Source organism: Streptomyces winkii (assembly GCF_032248595.1).
Lineage (GTDB): Bacteria > Actinomycetota > Actinomycetes > Streptomycetales > Streptomycetaceae > Streptomyces > Streptomyces winkii.
Window position 1 is genome coordinate 353893 of the sequence record NZ_JASTTH010000004.1, and the last position, 15436, is coordinate 369328.

The 15436-nt window shown below is 72.7% G+C and carries 16 protein-coding genes; 6 read left to right on the plus strand and 10 right to left on the minus strand.

The annotated features are described in order from the left end of the window. Position 1 precedes the first annotated feature (1 nt). Positions 2 to 580: an NADPH-dependent FMN reductase gene (ssuE, locus tag QQM67_RS13715; protein WP_314174068.1), complete on the plus strand. Its 579-nt coding sequence runs from the start codon at positions 2 to 4 to the stop codon at positions 578 to 580. Positions 581 to 598: 18 nt separating this feature from the next. On the opposite strand, the gene QQM67_RS13720 is transcribed toward ssuE, so the two are convergent. From QQM67_RS13720 to QQM67_RS13735, 4 genes are all read right to left on the minus strand, one after another. Beyond that, the gene (locus QQM67_RS13720; protein ID WP_314174069.1) at positions 599 to 2218 is read right to left on the minus strand and encodes a PTS ascorbate transporter subunit IIC; all 1620 of its coding nucleotides are present in this window, start codon (positions 2216 to 2218) and stop codon (positions 599 to 601) included. Between the two features lie 25 nt (positions 2219 to 2243). Next, positions 2244 to 3116, minus strand: a complete 873-nt coding sequence (locus tag QQM67_RS13725; protein WP_314174070.1) for a PTS sugar transporter subunit IIA — start codon at positions 3114 to 3116, stop codon at positions 2244 to 2246. A gap of 219 nt (positions 3117 to 3335) precedes the next feature. Beyond that, a complete protein-coding gene (locus QQM67_RS13730) occupies positions 3336 to 3767 on the minus strand; it encodes a TIGR03668 family PPOX class F420-dependent oxidoreductase (protein WP_314174071.1) in 432 nt (143 codons plus the stop codon). 15 nt (positions 3768 to 3782) lie between these two features. Beyond that, on the minus strand, positions 3783 to 4607 hold the full coding sequence (locus QQM67_RS13735; RefSeq protein ID WP_314174072.1) for an LLM class F420-dependent oxidoreductase: 825 nt from the start codon (positions 4605 to 4607) through the stop codon (positions 3783 to 3785). Between the two features lie 456 nt (positions 4608 to 5063). Here QQM67_RS13735 and QQM67_RS13740 point away from each other — a divergent pair, with 456 nt between their 5' ends. The 5 genes from QQM67_RS13740 to QQM67_RS13760 all read left to right on the plus strand — a co-directional run bounded on the left by QQM67_RS13740 (position 5064) and on the right by QQM67_RS13760 (position 8785). After that, positions 5064 to 5651 carry a DNA polymerase ligase N-terminal domain-containing protein gene (locus QQM67_RS13740; RefSeq protein WP_314174474.1) on the plus strand — a complete coding sequence of 196 codons (588 nt, stop codon included), beginning with the start codon at positions 5064 to 5066 and terminating at the stop codon, positions 5649 to 5651. A gap of 115 nt (positions 5652 to 5766) precedes the next feature. Beyond that, positions 5767 to 6387 (plus strand): methylated-DNA--[protein]-cysteine S-methyltransferase, encoded by a 621-nt coding sequence (locus tag QQM67_RS13745; RefSeq protein WP_314174074.1) that lies wholly within the window; start codon positions 5767 to 5769, stop codon positions 6385 to 6387. 112 nt (positions 6388 to 6499) lie between these two features. Continuing rightward, the gene (locus tag QQM67_RS13750) at positions 6500 to 7030 is read left to right on the plus strand and encodes an RNA polymerase sigma factor (protein ID WP_314174075.1); all 531 of its coding nucleotides are present in this window, start codon (positions 6500 to 6502) and stop codon (positions 7028 to 7030) included. Then, the gene (locus QQM67_RS13755) at positions 7027 to 7701 is read left to right on the plus strand and encodes a methylated-DNA--[protein]-cysteine S-methyltransferase (protein WP_314174076.1); all 675 of its coding nucleotides are present in this window, start codon (positions 7027 to 7029) and stop codon (positions 7699 to 7701) included. Before QQM67_RS13750 ends, QQM67_RS13755 begins: the two co-directional genes overlap by 4 nt. A 175-nt stretch (positions 7702 to 7876) precedes the next feature. After that, on the plus strand, positions 7877 to 8785 hold the full coding sequence (locus QQM67_RS13760; RefSeq protein ID WP_314174077.1) for an SDR family oxidoreductase: 909 nt from the start codon (positions 7877 to 7879) through the stop codon (positions 8783 to 8785). On the opposite strand, the gene paaK is transcribed toward QQM67_RS13760, so the two are convergent. The 6 genes from paaK to QQM67_RS13790 all read right to left on the minus strand — a co-directional run bounded on the left by paaK (position 8774) and on the right by QQM67_RS13790 (position 15406). Continuing rightward, on the minus strand, positions 8774 to 10099 hold the full coding sequence (gene paaK / locus QQM67_RS13765; RefSeq protein WP_314174079.1) for a phenylacetate--CoA ligase PaaK: 1326 nt from the start codon (positions 10097 to 10099) through the stop codon (positions 8774 to 8776). The genes QQM67_RS13760 and paaK overlap by 12 nt on opposite strands. Beyond that, positions 10096 to 10515 carry a hydroxyphenylacetyl-CoA thioesterase PaaI gene (gene paaI / locus QQM67_RS13770; RefSeq protein ID WP_314174080.1) on the minus strand — a complete coding sequence of 140 codons (420 nt, stop codon included), beginning with the start codon at positions 10513 to 10515 and terminating at the stop codon, positions 10096 to 10098. Before paaI ends, paaK begins: the two co-directional genes overlap by 4 nt. Positions 10516 to 10625: 110 nt before the next feature. Next, on the minus strand, positions 10626 to 11408 hold the full coding sequence (locus QQM67_RS13775) for a haloacid dehalogenase type II (RefSeq protein ID WP_314174081.1): 783 nt from the start codon (positions 11406 to 11408) through the stop codon (positions 10626 to 10628). A gap of 274 nt (positions 11409 to 11682) precedes the next feature. Then, positions 11683 to 13863: a xanthine dehydrogenase family protein molybdopterin-binding subunit gene (locus QQM67_RS13780; protein WP_314174082.1), complete on the minus strand. Its 2181-nt coding sequence runs from the start codon at positions 13861 to 13863 to the stop codon at positions 11683 to 11685. Beyond that, positions 13860 to 14852, minus strand: coding sequence for an FAD binding domain-containing protein (locus QQM67_RS13785; RefSeq protein ID WP_314174083.1), 993 nt, complete (start codon positions 14850 to 14852; stop codon positions 13860 to 13862). The genes QQM67_RS13780 and QQM67_RS13785 overlap by 4 nt, the downstream gene beginning before the upstream one ends. Then, a complete protein-coding gene (locus QQM67_RS13790; RefSeq protein ID WP_314174085.1) occupies positions 14849 to 15406 on the minus strand; it encodes a (2Fe-2S)-binding protein in 558 nt (185 codons plus the stop codon). Before QQM67_RS13790 ends, QQM67_RS13785 begins: the two co-directional genes overlap by 4 nt. Positions 15407 to 15436 lie beyond the last annotated feature (30 nt).

The following is a 15436-nucleotide window of genomic DNA, read 5'->3' on the forward strand; positions in this document are numbered from 1 at the left end:
CATGCCCAACGTCCTCACCGTCTCCAGCAGTCCGTCGACCCGTTCACGTACGTCGTCGCTGGTGCGTCACGTGGGCGGGCTGCTCGCCGCCGAACGCCACGACGTACGGCACGTCGAGGTGCGCGACCTGCCTCCCGAACCGCTGCTCGCGGGGAACGCCGCGCATCCGGCGATCCAGGAGGTCGTCGAGGCGATCGGCTGGGCGGACGCCCTCGTCGTGGGCACGCCCGTCTACAAGGCCGCCTACAGCGGTCTGCTGAAGACGCTGCTCGATCTGCTTCCGCAGTTCGCGCTCGCCGGGAAGACGGTGCTGCCGCTGGCGACGGGCGGCAGCACCGCGCACGTGCTGGCGATCGACTACGCGCTGCGGCCCGTCCTCACCGCACTGGGCACCGACAGCGTGCTCCGCGGCTGGTTCGTCCTCGACCGGCACATCTCCGCCGACGCGGAGGGTGCCGGAGCCGTCGCCGCGGAGGCGGCGGACGATGTGGCGGAGACGGCCGCCCGCCTCATCGACAGCCTCGCCGCCGCCGCTCCGACGACGGCGTCCGGGCCCCGCGGGCTGGCCCCCGCGGTCTGAACGGCCGGACGGCCGCGGTCACTCGTCCTTCGCCGGCGGTGGCGGCGGAGCAGGGGCGCCGCGGGGCGGAGCGATCTTCGCCCCGCGAGCGCCCGTGCCCGCGTCCGCGCCCGTGCCGGCGGCCTGGGCCGGGATCGTCGCGGCCGCACCGGCTGCCGGGGGCCCGTCCGCCTCGTCCTTCTGCGGCGGCAGCAGGGCGTCGCGGCGGGCGCCCGGGTCCCAGCCGCGCTCCACGACGCGCTTCTGCATCAGCACCGCCGCGCCGAGCACGACGCCCCCGATCAGCAGCATCAGTACGACGCCCGCGGTCTGGCCCGCCTTGGCGGCGTTGCCGATGAGCGTGCCGAACCAGCCGAAGTCCGCGTCTCCGAACGTGGTGTTCGCGTCGCCGAAGTCGCCGAGCACCTTCAGCAGCAGCGCCGGCAGGAACGTGATGAGCACCCCGTTGAGGAAGGCGCCGACGACCGCGCCGCGCCGGCCGCCCGTCGCGTTGCCGTAGACGCCGGCCGCGCCGCCGGTGAAGAAGTGCGGCACGAGGCCGGGCAGTACGAGCGCGAGCCCGAACGCCGGGCCGAAGACGGCGGTGAGCAGGCCCAGCGAGACGAGGCCCCCGGTGAAGCTGGCGATGAACCCGATCAGCACGGCGTTCTGCGCGTACGGGAAGACCATCGGCGCGTCCAGCGACGGCACGGCACCGGGAACGACCCGCGCGGCGATCCCCTGGAAGGCGGGGACGATCTCGCCCAGGATCGTACGGACGCCGAAGAGGATGACGGCGACCGAGATGCCGAACTGCAGCCCCTGCATGACGGCGCTCATCACGTAGTTGCCGACGTCGCTCGCCGCCTCTCCCCCGCCGGCCGAGAACGCCTTGAACGCCGTCTTCTGGCCCGCCTTCGCCAGGTGGACGAGCGCCATCACTACGTAGACCAGCAGCATGGACAGGGCGGTCGCGACCATCGAGTCACGCAGGAAGCGCAGCCCCTCGGGCAGGTTCATCTCCTCCGTGCTGCGGCTGCGCCTGCCGAAGAGCTGCCCGGCCGCGCCCGCCGTGACATAGCCCGCGGTGCCGAAGTGGCCGATGGCGATGGTGTTGTTGCCGGTGATGCGCTTCGTCCAGGGATGTGCGAAGGCGGGCATGGAGACGAGCATGATGCCCAGCAGGACGCCGCCGACGATGACGACGGCCACCGGCGAGAGCCCGGCCGTCGCCAGCACCATCGTCGTCAGCGTCGCCATGAACAGGATGTGGTGGCCCGTCAGGAACACGTACCGCAGGGGCGTGAAGCGGGCGAGCACGAGGCTCAGTGCGAACCCGGTGATCATCAGCCAGGCGACGCGCGCGCCGAACTGCTCCTGGGCGATGCCGACGATCGCCTCGTTGGTGGGGATCACGCCGTGTGCGCCGGTCGAGCCCTGGATCATCTCGCCCAGCGGGGCGAGGGAGTCGACGACGAGCCCGGCGCCCGCGTTGATCAGCAGAAAGCCGAGCGTCGCCCTGATGGCGCCGCCGACGACCTGACCGGCAGGCTTCTTCAGTGCGATCAGGCCGACGGCGGTGATCAGGCCGATCAGATACGGAGGCTGGCTGAGGATCTCGTTGACGAGAAATTCGGCCGTGGCGATGAGCGGGCCCATGGTGCCGCCTGCTCCCTTCCCGTCCTCAGACGTCGTAGGTGTCGCGGAGAGCGCCGTCGACCTCGGCGGTGCTGGTGAAGTCCTCGATGACGCGGACCGGGACGCCCACGTCCGCGAGGGCGGCGGCGATCTCGCGGGAGGTGAAGACGGCGACGGCCTCGGAGGCCTTGCCCCGGGCCGAGACGGTGTCCGTGGCCTCGACGGTGACGTGGGCGGTCCAGCGCCAGCGCTGGAGGACCTGCTCCAGGGTGTTCTTCAGGAACAGGCTCGTGCCGAGGCCGTTGCCGCACACCGTGAGGATCTTGTGCACGGTCGCGGAGTCGCTCCTCCGGGAGCCGGTGCCGGTGCCGCGGCGGTCCTCGCGCTCCTCGGCGGGCTCGTGGTCAGCGCGCCCGGCGCGGTCCTCTGCGCGGTCTTCGGCGGGGTGTTCCGTCCGCATGCCGCCGTCCTCGTCGTCCGCGAGAACCGCGAGGAGCTCGCCGGGTGTCGCGGCGTCCTTGAGCGACCGCACCGTCGCGGGGTCGGCGAGCAGCTTCGCCAGCCCGGCGAGCGCCGCCTGGTGGGCGCTCTGGTCTTCGGCGGCGAGGCCGACGACCAGGTCCACGGGGTCGTTCGACTCGTGCCCGAACTCCACCGGCTCCGCGAGCCGCACCCACGACATCCCGGTTCTCACTACCGCGGGCGACGGGCGGGCGTGCGCGAGCGCGAAGCCGGGCGCGATGACGATGTAGGGGCCGTTCTCCTCGACGTTCCGGATCATCTCCGCCGTGTACTCGGCGGTGCCGCAGCCCGTACGGGCCATCAGCTCCCCGGCCAGCCGTACGGCCTCGCGCCAGTCACCGGCCACGGCGTCGAGCCGGACGGCGTCACTGGGCAGGAGTTCACTCACTGTCGCCATGGGGCGGATCGTTGCACGTTCACCGAACATCGGGAACGGCGGGACCCGACAACGCGGCGGCCGGAAGACCGGCGGAACAAGTCGGTCCGGGAGTACGTGAGTTGGGAGTTCGGAGCCCGGAACCCAGCTCCGGTCCGGCTCCGGTCCGGTCCGCGGTCGCGGGGGTCCTCACCCGGCCGCCTGGCCGCCCGTCAACCGGTCCGCCCGCCGGACCGTCGGTCAGACGGCCCGCCAGCCCGACCACCGGCCGACCGCGATCTCCACGACCGGCCCCTGCGGCGGCCGGCTTCCGTACTGCGGGCCGTACTTGAGGGCGAGCAGCTCGATGTGACGCGCCGACGCCTCCGAGGTTTCCGGCGGCGGGAGCACGCGCGCGGTGCCGTCCGCGCGCGCCCACCACAGCCGTTCCCAGTCCTCGTCGTAGGCGTCGACGAGGAGGCAGACGGCGGGATTGGCCCGGATGTTGGCGAGCCTCTTCAGCCGCTGCGACCGCTTCGGCTTGTGGTCGACGGCGAAGACGGCGACATCGCCGCTGAGGGCGAAGGTGACGGGCACGAGGTGCGGGCGGCCCGCCTCGTCGGCGGTCGCGAGGGTGGCGGAGCGCGCGCGGGCGAAGCGTTCCCGCGCCTCGTCGCCCGTCATCGTCGGCATGGCCGTCTCCGCCCGTCAGCTGAACCGGTCGGCTGCCGCGGCGAGCCGGTCGAGCACTTCGAGGGACTCGCCCTCGGGAAGGGTCGGCAGATACAGCAGCAGGCGCTCCGCACCCGCCTGCTCGTAGCCCTCCATCGTCGCGGGGTCGTCCGGAGCCCCGTACACCGTCACCGGCACCTGCCGCCCGGCGGCCCCGCGCAGCCGCTCGATCTGCGGCCCCAGCTCCTCGGGCGCGACCCTGTTGGCGAGCCACGCGTCGCCGAGGGAGGCCACCCGCTTGAAGGCTCCCTCTCCGCCGCCGACCCACACGGGCGGATGCGGGCGCTGCACCGGCTTGGGCCACAGATAGACGGGGTCGAAGTCGACGAACTCCCCGTGGAATTCGGCCTTCTCGGCCTGCCACAGCTCGCGCATCGCCTTCAGCCGCTCGTCGACGAGGCGCCCGCGGGTGGACGGGTCCGTCCCGTGGTTCTCCATCTCCTCACGGTTCCAGCCGACTCCGACGCCGAAGACCGCGCGCCCTCCGGAGACCAGATCGAGCGAGGCCACTTCCTTCGCCGTGATGATCGGGTCCCGCTGTGCCACCAGCGCGATGCCGGTGCCCAGCAGCAGGCGGTCGGTGACCGCGGCGGCGGCGCTCAGCGCGACGAACGGATCGAGCGTCCGGTAGTACCGCACCGGCAGGTCGCCGCCTCCGGGAAACGGCGAGCGGCGGTCCACGGGGATGTGGGTGTGTTCGGCGATCAGCAGCGAGTCGAAGCCGCGCTCCTCGACGGCGCGGGCCAGGGCGTCGGGGGCGATTCCCTGATCGGTGATGAAGGTCGATACGCCGAATTTCACGGTGGTTGCTTCCCTTCGGTTCGGGTGGCCGGTCGTGCGGTGCCGGCGCCTCTCCGGGACGGCGGAGGTACCCGCATTCGCACCGTTCACTACAGCGCGTGCCGTCGCCGCCCTCTTCCCGGGTGCTCGCGCCCTCACGGCCCGCGCCCTCCCGCGAAGCGGGGGTGCGTGGAGCGGTGCCGGTGGGCACCCGGCGCGGTGTCCGTCCGTCCGGAAGGAGCCGCGGTGAGTGAGAAGGCGAGCACGCGCAGGAACAAGAGCACGGGTACGAGCGGGGGCGGAAGTACGAGCAAGGGCGGGAGCCGGACCGCGCAGGGCGCCGGGCGCGGGCAGCGCGGGAAGGAGACACCGCGCACCGGAACCACAGCCGGGACCAGCGGGAAGGGCACCCAACGCACGAAGGACACCAAGGGCACGAGGGGCGCGAAGGGCGGCCGGAGCGGCGGGCCCGACGCCCTGAAGCACTACCGCGACAAGCGCCACTTCGGGAAGACGGCCGAGCCGCGGGGCGCCGGGGCGCCCGCCGCCGACGCCGCCGGCGGTTTCGTCGTGCAGATCCACGACGCGAGCACCATGCACTTCGACTTCCGGCTGGAAGTCGAGGGCGTACTGAAGTCCTGGTCGGTCCCGAAGGGCCCGTCGCCCGACCCGAGCGAGAAGCGACTGGCGATGCCGACGGAGGATCACCCCCTGGAATACCGGGACTTCGAGGGCGTGATCCCGGCGGGAGAGTACGGCGGAGGCACCGTCATCGTCTGGGACGAGGGAACCTACCGGCCGCTCTCCGACGACTTCGCCGAGGCGCTGCGGCGCGGCCACGCCACGTTCTGGCTGGACGGCGCGAAGCTCCACGGCGGCTACTCGCTGACCCGCTTCCGCGGAGGCGACGGCGACGGCGACGGCAGCCGGGAGGCATGGCTGCTGGTGAAGCAGAACGACGCACGGGCGGCGCGCGAGAGCCGTACGCCCGATCCGCAGCGGGCGCGCTCGGCCCGTACGAGGCGCACGCTGCGCCAGGTGGCCTCGGAGGACGGCACGGACTGAGGCGGCCCGGCCCCGCGAAAATCCCCCGGATCAGGTCTCACGTCCGGGGCTCCCGTGACGTCTTCCTTGTGTGGACCGGAAGAATCGGCCACGGAACAGGGAAAGGAGCGGGGCCATGACGGCAGACACACAGGCGGCCGGGCACGGCGCCACCGTCCCGGCGGGCGCGGCCCACGGGACCACCCGGACCGGCGCGAAGGGCGGCGAAGGCGCCGGAAACTCGGCGGACAGCGGCCACATCAGGCACACCGTCGTCGGATCACCGCTGGGCGAGCTGACCCTCGTCGGCGACGGCGCCGCGCTGGCCGGCGTCTACTTCGAGGGCCATCTGCGCGGTCCGTCCCCGGACGAAATCGGGCCGCGCGACGACGGGGCGTTCCGCCAGGCGCGGCAGCAACTCGACGAGTACTTCGCGGGAGAGCGCCGCCACTTCGACCTTCCGCTCGCACCACGGGGCGAGCCCTTCCAGCAGCGTGTGTGGCAGCTGCTGAGGCAGATCCCGTACGGCGAGACCCGCTCGTACGGCCTGCTCGCCCGCGAGCTGGGCGATCCGGCGCTCGCCCAGGCGGTCGGCGCCGCGAACGGCCGCAATCCGCTGTCGGTGATCGTGCCCTGCCACCGAGTGGTGGGTGCCGACGGAGCGCTGACGGGCTACGCGGGCGGACTGGAACGCAAGCGGTTCCTGCTGGAGTTGGAGGGCGCGGCATCGGTGACGCGGACGGCCCGGCTCTTCTGAGCACGCGGCCCTTCCGAGCACGCGACCTTCCGAGCACGCGGTTCCTCCCCAGGGACCTGGCTCGCGGCAGGGCCGGCCTGCCACCGCCCGGCCGTGATTCCGCCTACGGGGTGTGAGTGAGACCTTGAGACCTTTCGAGCAGATCGTCACCGAGTACGGGCCCATGGTGCTGCGGGTCTGCCGGGCCGTCGTCGGCCCGGTGGACGCCGAGGACGCCTGGTCGGAGACGTTCCTCGCCGCGCTGAAGGCGTATCCACGGCTGCCGGAGGACGCCCGCGTCGAGGCATGGCTGGTGACGATCGCGCACCGCAAGGCCATCGACGCGGCACGTGCCGGCTCGCGCCGGCCGGTCGCGGTCGCCGAGGTCCCGGAGCCCGGAGCGTCCGGCCCGCACGGGCAGCCGCCGGAGTGGGAGCGCGACGGCGGCCTGTGGGAGGGCGACCTGTGGGACGCGCTGAAGGCGCTGCCACGGCGTCAGCGCACCGCGATCGCCTACCACCACCTGGCCGGACTGCCCTACAAGGAGATCGCCGCCATCACGGGCGGCACCACGGACGCGGCGCGCAGGGCCGCGGCCGACGGCATCAAGTCCCTGCGCAAGACCCTGCAAGACGGCATGGAGGAGAGAGGCGAGAGACGATGACGATCCCCGCTGCCGGTGCGTCCGGAGCCGACTCCGGCGAACGCGACCACCACCACAACGGCGACGACGACCACAACCACGAGCTGTTCGCGCGACTGCCCGTCACGGACACTGCGGCACAGGACCGCCTCCACGCCCGTCTGGTCGACGGCGCCCAGCGCGACGGGCTGCTGGACGTGGCCTACCGCACGCTGGAGACGCCCGTCGGGTCGCTGCTGCTCGCCGCCACGGAGGCGGGCCTGGTGCGTGTGGCGTACGACGTCCAGGACCACGCCGCCGTGCTGACGGACCTCGCCGAGCGTGTCAGCCCGCGCGTGCTGAGGGCGCCCGGGCGGCTGGCGCAGGCTGCGCGGCAGATCGAGGAGTACTTCGAGGGGCGACGTACGAGCTTCGAACTCCCCCTGGATCTGCGGCTGACGAAGGGGTTCCGGCGCGAGGTGATCAAGTGCCTTCCGGACATCGGCTACGGCCGCACCGAGAGCTATGCCCGGATCGCCGCTGCGGCGGGCAGCCCGCGAGCGGTCCGCGCCGTCGGCACCGCGTGTGCGACCAACCCGCTGCCGGTCGTCGTGCCGTGCCACAGGGTGGTGCGCTCGGACGGCTCGACGGGCGGCTACGCCGGAGGGGCCGAGGCGAAGCGGACGCTGCTGAGCCTGGAGGCCGCGGCCTGATCCACGCGGTCGCGTCCACGTCCAGGCGGTGTGATCCACGCGGCCCGCACGGGGCACCCTTTCAGCATCGGCGACGCCACCGGAGCCCTCGGTGGATCCGACGGACAGGTGTGACCCCGATGGGACCCGGTGCACGACGCCCCGGAAGACCGCGGAAGACGAGGAGCGGCAACACATGGACGACCACCGCACCAACGGCCCCGCAGACCCGGCAGGCCCCGTAGCCCCGGAAGGCCGGGAAGGCCCGGCAGCCGCCGGCCGCAAGGTCGCCGTCGTCACCGGCTCGGAGTCCGGCATCGGCAGGGCGACGGCCGTGGCGCTGGCGCGCGACGGCTTCGACATCGGCGTGACCTGGTTCCGGGACGAGGCGGAGGCGCACCGCACCGCGGACCAGGTGCGCGCCCACGGACGCCGCGCGGAGGTGCGCCCTCTGGACCTGACGCGGCTGCCGGGCCCGGAGGCCGTGATCGACGAATTCGCCGACGCCTTCGGCCGGTTGGACGTCCTCGTCAACGCGGCCGGCGACAACCGGGCGGCACCGTTCACCGAGATGGGCTTCGACGACTTCCGGCATGTGATGCGGGTGGACCTGGAGGGACCGTTCCTGCTGAGCCAGTCCGCCGCCCGCCGGATGATCGGCCAGGGGCACGGAGGCCGCATCGTCAACGTCACGTCCGTGCACGAGCACACGCCGCTCCCGTCGTCCGCCGCGTACAACACGGCGAAGCACGGTCTGGGCGGGCTGACGAAGTCGATGGCGCTGGAGCTGGCCGGGCACGGGATCACCGTGAACGCCGTCGCCCCGGGGCTCATCGCGACCAGGATGTCGGGCCTGGAGGACGCCGACGTCCACACCCTGCACCGCCCCGCGCTGCCCGTGGCGCGCCCCGGCGACCCACGCGAGGTCGCCTCCCTCGTCGCCTGGCTCGCCTCGGACGCAGCCGCCTACACCACCGGCCAGTCGTATCCCGTGGACGGCGGATTCCTCATCGCCAACGCCCAGTTCACGACGCGCAACTTCGGCGCGCGGGACGACCGCGGGGACCCGGGCCCGTCCGTCCCGCCGGAGCCGTCAGCCCCGTGAGCGCTCGTCGACGACGCGGCGGATCTTGCCCACGGAGCGCTCCAGCGTGTCCGGCTCGGCGATCTCGACCTCGACGGTGAGCCCGATGCCGTCCTTGACGGCCCCGGCGACCGACAGCGCCGCGGCCTCGCGCTCCTGGGGAGCGGTGCCCGGCCGGGCCTCGACGCGCACCGTCATGTGGTCCAGGCGTGCGCGCGTGCCCAGCCGCAGCTGGAAGTGGGGCGCGAGGCCGGGAGTGCGCAGCAGTATCTCCTCGACCTGGCTGGGGAAGATGTTGACGCCGCGCAGGATGATCATGTCGTCGCAGCGACGGGTGACCTTCTCCATGCGGCGGAAGGCGGGGCGCGCGGTGCCCGGCAGCAGCCGCGTCAGATCGCGGGTGCGGTAGCGGATGACCGGCATGGCCTCCTTGGTGAGCGAGGTGAAGAGCAACTCGCCCTCCGCGCCCGGCTCCTGGACCTCGTCGGTGACGGGGTCGACGATCTCCGGGTAGAACTGGTCCTCCCAGATGTGCAGGCCGTCCTTGGTCTCCACGCACTCCTGCGCGACGCCGGGGCCTATCACCTCCGACAGCCCGTAGATGTCGACGGCGTCGATGCCGAAGCGCTCCTCGATCTCCGCGCGCATCCCCTCGGTCCACGGCTCGGCGCCGAAGATGCCCGTACGCAGGGAGGTGCCGCGAGGGTCGACGCCCTGCCGCTCGAACTCGTCGAGCAGCGTGAGCATGTAGGACGGGGTGACCATGATGATCTCGGGCCGGAAGTCCTGGATGAGCTGCACCTGGCGTGCGGTCATGCCGCCGGAGACGGGGATGACGGTGCAGCCGGCGCGCTCCGCCCCGTAGTGCGCGCCGAGCCCGCCGGTGAACAGCCCGTATCCGTACGCGACATGGACCTTGTGGCCGGGACGCCCGCCGGCCGCGCGGATGGAACGGGCCACCATGTCGGCCCACATGGAGATGTCGGCCTCGGTGTACCCCACCACGGTGGGACTCCCTGTGGTGCCGCTGGAGGCGTGGATGCGGCGCACCTCGGACATGGGCACCGCGAACATCCCGAACGGATAGGTCTCCCGCAGGTCCGCCTTGGTGGTGAAGGGGAAGCGTGCGAGGTCCTCCAGGGTGCGGCAGTCCTCCGGACGCACCCCCGCCTCGTCGAACTTCCTTCTGTACAGCTCGACTTGGTCGTAGGCGGTACGCAGGGTGCGCCGCAGCCGCGTCAGTTGGTACGCGCGCAGTTCCTCGCCGCCCATCCGCTCGCCCGCGTCCAGCACTTCTCCGGCCCCGGCGGACTCGGGCGTCTCGCTCATCGTCATGGGGAACCCTCCACGCGCCCTACGGTGCGGCTGCGGCCGCGGAACTCGGCGATGACCTCGCCGTCGCGCAGGACGCTCACGTCGTAGATCCCGCTGCGGCCGTACGTGGTGCGCTCCTCGGCGAGGGCCGTGAGCGTATCGCCCTCCCTGGCCGGCCTGACGAAGGAGATGTCGGCGCCGGAGGCGACGGTGACCGGGCCGTGGCTGTTGCAGGCGCAGGCGAAGGCGGTGTCGGCGAAGAGGAAGAGATAGCCGCCGTGCGCGATGCCGTGGCCGTTGACCATGGCCGGCGTCACCGTCATGCGCAGCTTCGCGGCGCCCTCCGCGGCCTCCAGCAGCGTGATGCCGAGGGCCCTGGACGCCTCGTCCGCGGCGAACATCGCCTGCGCCGACCCGTCGCTCATGGCTTGCGTCATGCGTTCCACGCTCTCGTACTCGCTCCACCGACCGACCATTCGGTCACCACTGCGGCGCGGTCCAGTAATCCAGCAACGGATCTGCGTGTCAAGGGCCCGGCCCCCGGGCCTCAGCCCTGGCCGGTGCCGGTGCCCGCGCCGGTGCCGGTGCCGGTGCCGCGGGAGGCCAGCGCCTCCGCGAGCTCCTCCAGGTCCTCCGCGATCCACTTGGGCCGCGACATGGTCTCCGGGTAGTGCGCCGCGCCGCGCCGCAGCCACGCACCGGCCAGCCCGGCGCGCTGCGCGCCGTCCACGTCCCACGGGTGCACGGCGACCAGCAGGGCCTCCCCCGGCCGTACGCCAGCTCTGCGCACCGCGTACCGGTAGGCGTCGGGGGCGGGCTTCCAGCAGCGCGGCCCGCTCACGCTCAGCAGGGCGTCGAACTGGTCGCGCACTCCGGCGCGTTTGAGCAGCCCGTCGGTCATCTCGGGCGAGCCGTTGGTCATGGTCACCAGGCGGTACCCTGCGCCGCGCAGCGCGTGGACGCCGCCCGCGACGTCGGGGTGCACCGGCAGCTCGTCCATTCCCTCCAGGACGTGCCGGGCGGCCTCGGCCGCCTCCCCCTGGGCGCGGCCGTCGAGGGCGGTGAGCAGTACGCACAGCTGGTCGCGCGCGATGTCCGCGAAGTCCGCGTAGGCACCGGCGGCGGCGAGCGCGAAGCCGTCGCGCAGCACTCCGGCGAACCACGTGGGCATGAGCTCCGCGGGCGCGCCCACGTCCTCGAAACGGCCGCGCAGCGGCGTCATGTCGCTGAGCGTCTCGTTGACGTCGAAGACGATCGCCTTGAGCTGGTACCCGGACGGTGGGGGCGGTGCGGCCTCCGCGTCGAGCGGACCGGTCTGTTCCGGGGGCATGTTCCGCAAGATACCCGCAGTCACACCTGCCGGGGGGCGGCAGTGGTGAATCGTGTGTGACCGGCAAGTACCGGCCGGACCTCCCCGCCCGTTCCCGGCCCAGCCCCATCCTTCCCTGCCCAGCCGCACCGTTTCAGGACCGGAACACCTTGTCAGGAGTCACCGGCACATCACGGACACGAATCCCGAACACGCCGCGCACACCAACCGCCGTGCGCCGCACGGCACTTCGCGGCACCGGACCGCACCACGCGACCGGCCCGGTCATAACGTTTCAGGCCCGGAGCATCTTGTCCGGAGTCACCGGCAGATCGCGGACGCGGATCCCGGTGGCGTTGTACACGGCGTTGACCACCGCCGCCGGCGAACCCGTGATGCCGATCTCGCCGATGCCCTTGGCTCCCATGGGGTTGGCGTGCGGATCGGGCTCGTCCAGCCACACGGCGTCGACGTCGAGGACGTCCGCGTTGGTGGGGACGTGGTACTGCGCGAAGTCGTGATTGATGACGTGGCCCGTGCCGTGGTCGAAGACGCTCTCCTCGAACCGCGCCATCGACATCCCCATGACCATCCCGCCGATGAACTGGGAGCGTGCGGTACGGGGGTTGATGATGCGTCCCGCGGAGAAGACGCCCAGCATGCGCGGCACCCGGATCTCCCCGGTGCCGGCGTGCACGCGGACCTCGGCGAACTGCGCCCCGTAGGAGTGCGCGGCGTAGTTCGGCAGATCGGGGTCGGAGGGCGTGGCGGCACGGGTCCGCGTCCCGGGGGCGGGATCGTCGCCGTGCTCCTCCCGGAAGGCCCGTGACGCGGCCACGACCGTGGAGCCCCAGGTGTTGATGCCGGAGGAGCCGCCGGCGACGCTTGCGGCCGGCAGGTCCGTGTCGCCGATCTCCAAGTGCACTTCCCCGAAAGAGCAGTTGAGAGCGTCGGCGGCGATCTGAGTGAGCGCGGTCCAGGTGCCGGTTCCCAGGTCGGCGGCTCCGATGCGTACCGCGTACCCGTCGGGTCCGCCGGCGCCGCCCGCGCGGCGCTCGATCTCGGCCACGGACCCCGGCAACGTGTACGCGGGGTAGGTGGAGCTCGCGACGCCGAGGCCGACGAACCAGTCACCCTCGCGCCGGGTGCCCGGCGCGGTGCGCCGGTCCCAGCCGAAGCGCTCGGCGCCGGTGCGCAGGCACTGCACGAGGTGGCGCCCGGACCATGGCCTCCCGGTCTCGGGGTCCGTCTCGGGGTCGTTGCGCACGCGCAGCTCGATGGGGTCGAGGCCGCAGGCGACGGCGAGTTCGTCCATCGCGGCCTCCGACGCGAGCATCCCGGGAGCCTCGCCGGGCGCACGCATCCACGACGGCACGGGGATGTCGAGAGCGGCCAGCCGGTGGCTGGTGCGGCGGTTGTCGGCGGCGTACATCGTGCGGGCGTGCACCGCCGTCTGCTCCGCGAACTCCTTGATGCGCGAGGTCTGTTCGACGACGTCGTGGCAGAGGGCCGTCAGCCGTCCACGGGTGTCCGCGCCGAGCCGTACGCGCTGCACCGTGGGGGTGCGGTGACCCACGAGCGAGAACATCTGCTGCCGGGTGAGCGCCAGTTTGACGGGACGGCCCTCGCAGACGCGGGCCGCGAGCACGGCGAGCACGTTGTGCGCGTGCGGCATCCCCTTGGAGCCGAAGCCGCCGCCGACGTGCGGCGAGATCACCCGCACGCTCTCCGCGGGGAGTCCGAAGACCGGCGCGAGCACCGTACGGACCTGGTGTGCTCCCTGGGTGGAGTCGTACAGCGTCAGCCGCGGCGCGGAATCGGAGCCTTCCCAGAGGGCCACGCAGGTGTGCGGCTCCATCGGGTTGTTGTGCTCCATGGGCGTGCTGTAGGTGACGTCGACCGTGACGGGCGCGGCGGCGAGGGCGGCGTCAACGTCGCCGTCCTCGGAGTCGGCGGGATAGGCGGGCGTGACGGTCTCCGGGCGGTAAAGGTCCGGCCGGTCGGTCCTCAACTCCGTGTCGTGCGGCCGCTGTTCGTACACGACGTCGACGAGGTCGGCGGCCTGCCGCGCCACCTGCGGGGTCTCGGCGACGACGGCGCCGACGAACTGCCCGCGGAAGGCGACCTCTTCGGACTGGAGCACCGCCAGCTCGGCGTCGCTCGTGTCCGCGAGCCGCGGAGCGTTGTACGGGGTGAGCACGGCGAGGACCCCGTCGAGCGCCTCCGCCCGCCCGGTGTCCATCTCCACGACCCGTCCGCGCGCGACGGCGGCCTGGAGGGGCGCCACGAACAGCGGGTCCGGCAGGGGGTGTTCCCATGCGTAGAGGGCCGTGCCGGTGACCTTCTGCCTGCCGTCCACGCGCTGCGGCGACGTGCCGACGTACCGCACGTCGAGCGGCTTCAGCGGCTCGGAGGGCTGTGTGGTCGGAGTGGTCGCCGTGGTCCGGGCGGTGTCGCGGGCGTTCGCGTGGCTCATCGCCGCTCCTCCGTGGCGAGCTCGCGCAGGAGGGCGGCGAGCGTGTTGCGCGTCATCGGGATCTTGTAGGCGTTGCCGGACAGGGGCTGCGCGTACCGCAGTTCGGCGTCCGCGGCCTGACGGAACGCCTCTTCCGTCGGCGCCGCACCGCGCAGCGCCTCCTCCGCGTGGACGGCCCGCCAGGGCTTGTGCGCGAGACCGCCGAAGGCGATGCGCGCCTCGCGCACCCGCTCCTTGTCGGTGACGAGGACGGCGCCGACGGAGACCAGCGCGAACGCGAACGAGGCGCGTTCCCGCACCTTCCGGTATCCGGAGCGGGCCTGCGCGGGCAGCGGCGGGATCTCGACGGACGTGATCAGTTCGCCGTGCGCGAGGACGGTGTCGTGCTCGGGGCTGTCTCCGGGAAGCCGGTGGAACTCCCGCAGGGGGATGCGCCGTTCGCCCTCCTCGCCGAGCACGCACACCACCGCGTCGAGGGCGCTCATGGCGACGGCCATGTCCGAGGGGTGCACCGCGAGGCAGTGTTCGGACGCGCCGAGCACCGCGTGATGCCGGTTCCACCCGCCGACGGCCGCGCAGCCCGTGCCGGGTTCGCGCTTGTTGCACGGCGTGGTCACGTCCTGGAAGTAGCCGCAGCGGGTGCGCTGGAGCAGGTTGCCGGCGGTGGTCGCGGCGTTGCGCAGCTGGCCGGAGGCGCCCGCCAGCAGCGCCTGCGACAGGACGGGGTACCGCCCGCGCACCAGCGGATGTGCGGCGAGGTCGCTGTTGCGGACGGTGGCTCCGATGCGCACGCCGCCGTCGGGCAGCTCCTCGATCCCGTCGAGCGGCAGGCCCGTCACGTCGATCAGGAGGTCGGGAGAGGCGACGCCCAGCTTCATGTGGTCGACGAGGTTGGTCCCGCCGGCGAGGAACACGGCACCCGGACGTGCCATGACGGTGGCGACCGCGCTGTCCGTGTCCGACGCCGGCGCGTAGTCGAAGGGGATCACTTCGCGGACACCTCCCGGATGGCGGCGACGATGTTGACGTACGCGCCGCAGCGGCACAGGTTGCCGCTCATGCGCTCGCGGATCTCGTCGTCCGCGAGGGCGGCGCCTGCCCCCGCACGTCCGGCGTCCTCTCCCCCGTCGCCACCGCCGCGTCCGCCGTCCGTCACCGGGGTGACAGCGCTGGGGTGCCCGGCCGCCGCTTCGGCGAGCATTCCGGCCGCCGAGCAGATCTGGCCGGGTGTGCAGTAGCCGCACTGGAAGCCGTCGTGGTCGAGGAACGCCTGCTGGAGCGGGTGGAGTTCGCCGTCCGCGGAGGCGAGGCCCGCGGCGGTCGTCACCTCGGCCCCGTCGTGTGCGACGGCGAACGTCAGACAGCTGAGCACGCGCCGCCCGTCGAGAAGCACCGTGCAGGCGCCGCACTGACCGTGGTCGCAGCCCTTCTTGGGCGAGGTGACGGCGAGCCGGTCGCGCAGGACGTCGAGGAGTGTGGTGCGAGTGTCGACGGTCAGGGACCGCGCTTCGCCGTCGACCCGGAGTGTGAGCTGAGAATCCACCCCGCCCCAGTACCACGCGGGCGTGCGGCG

Excerpts from the sequence above, each read along its gene's own strand:
- ssuE (WP_314174068.1), top strand. The coding sequence starts at position 2 with ATGCCCAACGTCCTCACCGTCTCCAGCAGTCCGTCGACCCGTTCACGT.
- QQM67_RS13720 (WP_314174069.1), bottom strand. The coding sequence starts at position 2,218 with ATGGGCCCGCTCATCGCCACGGCCGAATTTCTCGTCAACGAGATCCTC.
- QQM67_RS13725 (WP_314174070.1), bottom strand. The coding sequence starts at position 3,116 with ATGGCGACAGTGAGTGAACTCCTGCCCAGTGACGCCGTCCGGCTCGAC.
- QQM67_RS13730 (WP_314174071.1), bottom strand. The coding sequence starts at position 3,767 with ATGCCGACGATGACGGGCGACGAGGCGCGGGAACGCTTCGCCCGCGCG.
- QQM67_RS13745 (WP_314174074.1), top strand. The coding sequence starts at position 5,767 with ATGACGGCAGACACACAGGCGGCCGGGCACGGCGCCACCGTCCCGGCG.
- QQM67_RS13755 (WP_314174076.1), top strand. The coding sequence starts at position 7,027 with ATGACGATCCCCGCTGCCGGTGCGTCCGGAGCCGACTCCGGCGAACGC.
- QQM67_RS13760 (WP_314174077.1), top strand. The coding sequence starts at position 7,877 with ATGGACGACCACCGCACCAACGGCCCCGCAGACCCGGCAGGCCCCGTA.
- paaK (WP_314174079.1), bottom strand. The coding sequence starts at position 10,099 with ATGACGATGAGCGAGACGCCCGAGTCCGCCGGGGCCGGAGAAGTGCTG.
- paaI (WP_314174080.1), bottom strand. The coding sequence starts at position 10,515 with ATGACGCAAGCCATGAGCGACGGGTCGGCGCAGGCGATGTTCGCCGCG.
- QQM67_RS13775 (WP_314174081.1), bottom strand. The coding sequence starts at position 11,408 with ATGCCCCCGGAACAGACCGGTCCGCTCGACGCGGAGGCCGCACCGCCC.
- QQM67_RS13780 (WP_314174082.1), bottom strand. The coding sequence starts at position 13,863 with ATGAGCCACGCGAACGCCCGCGACACCGCCCGGACCACGGCGACCACT.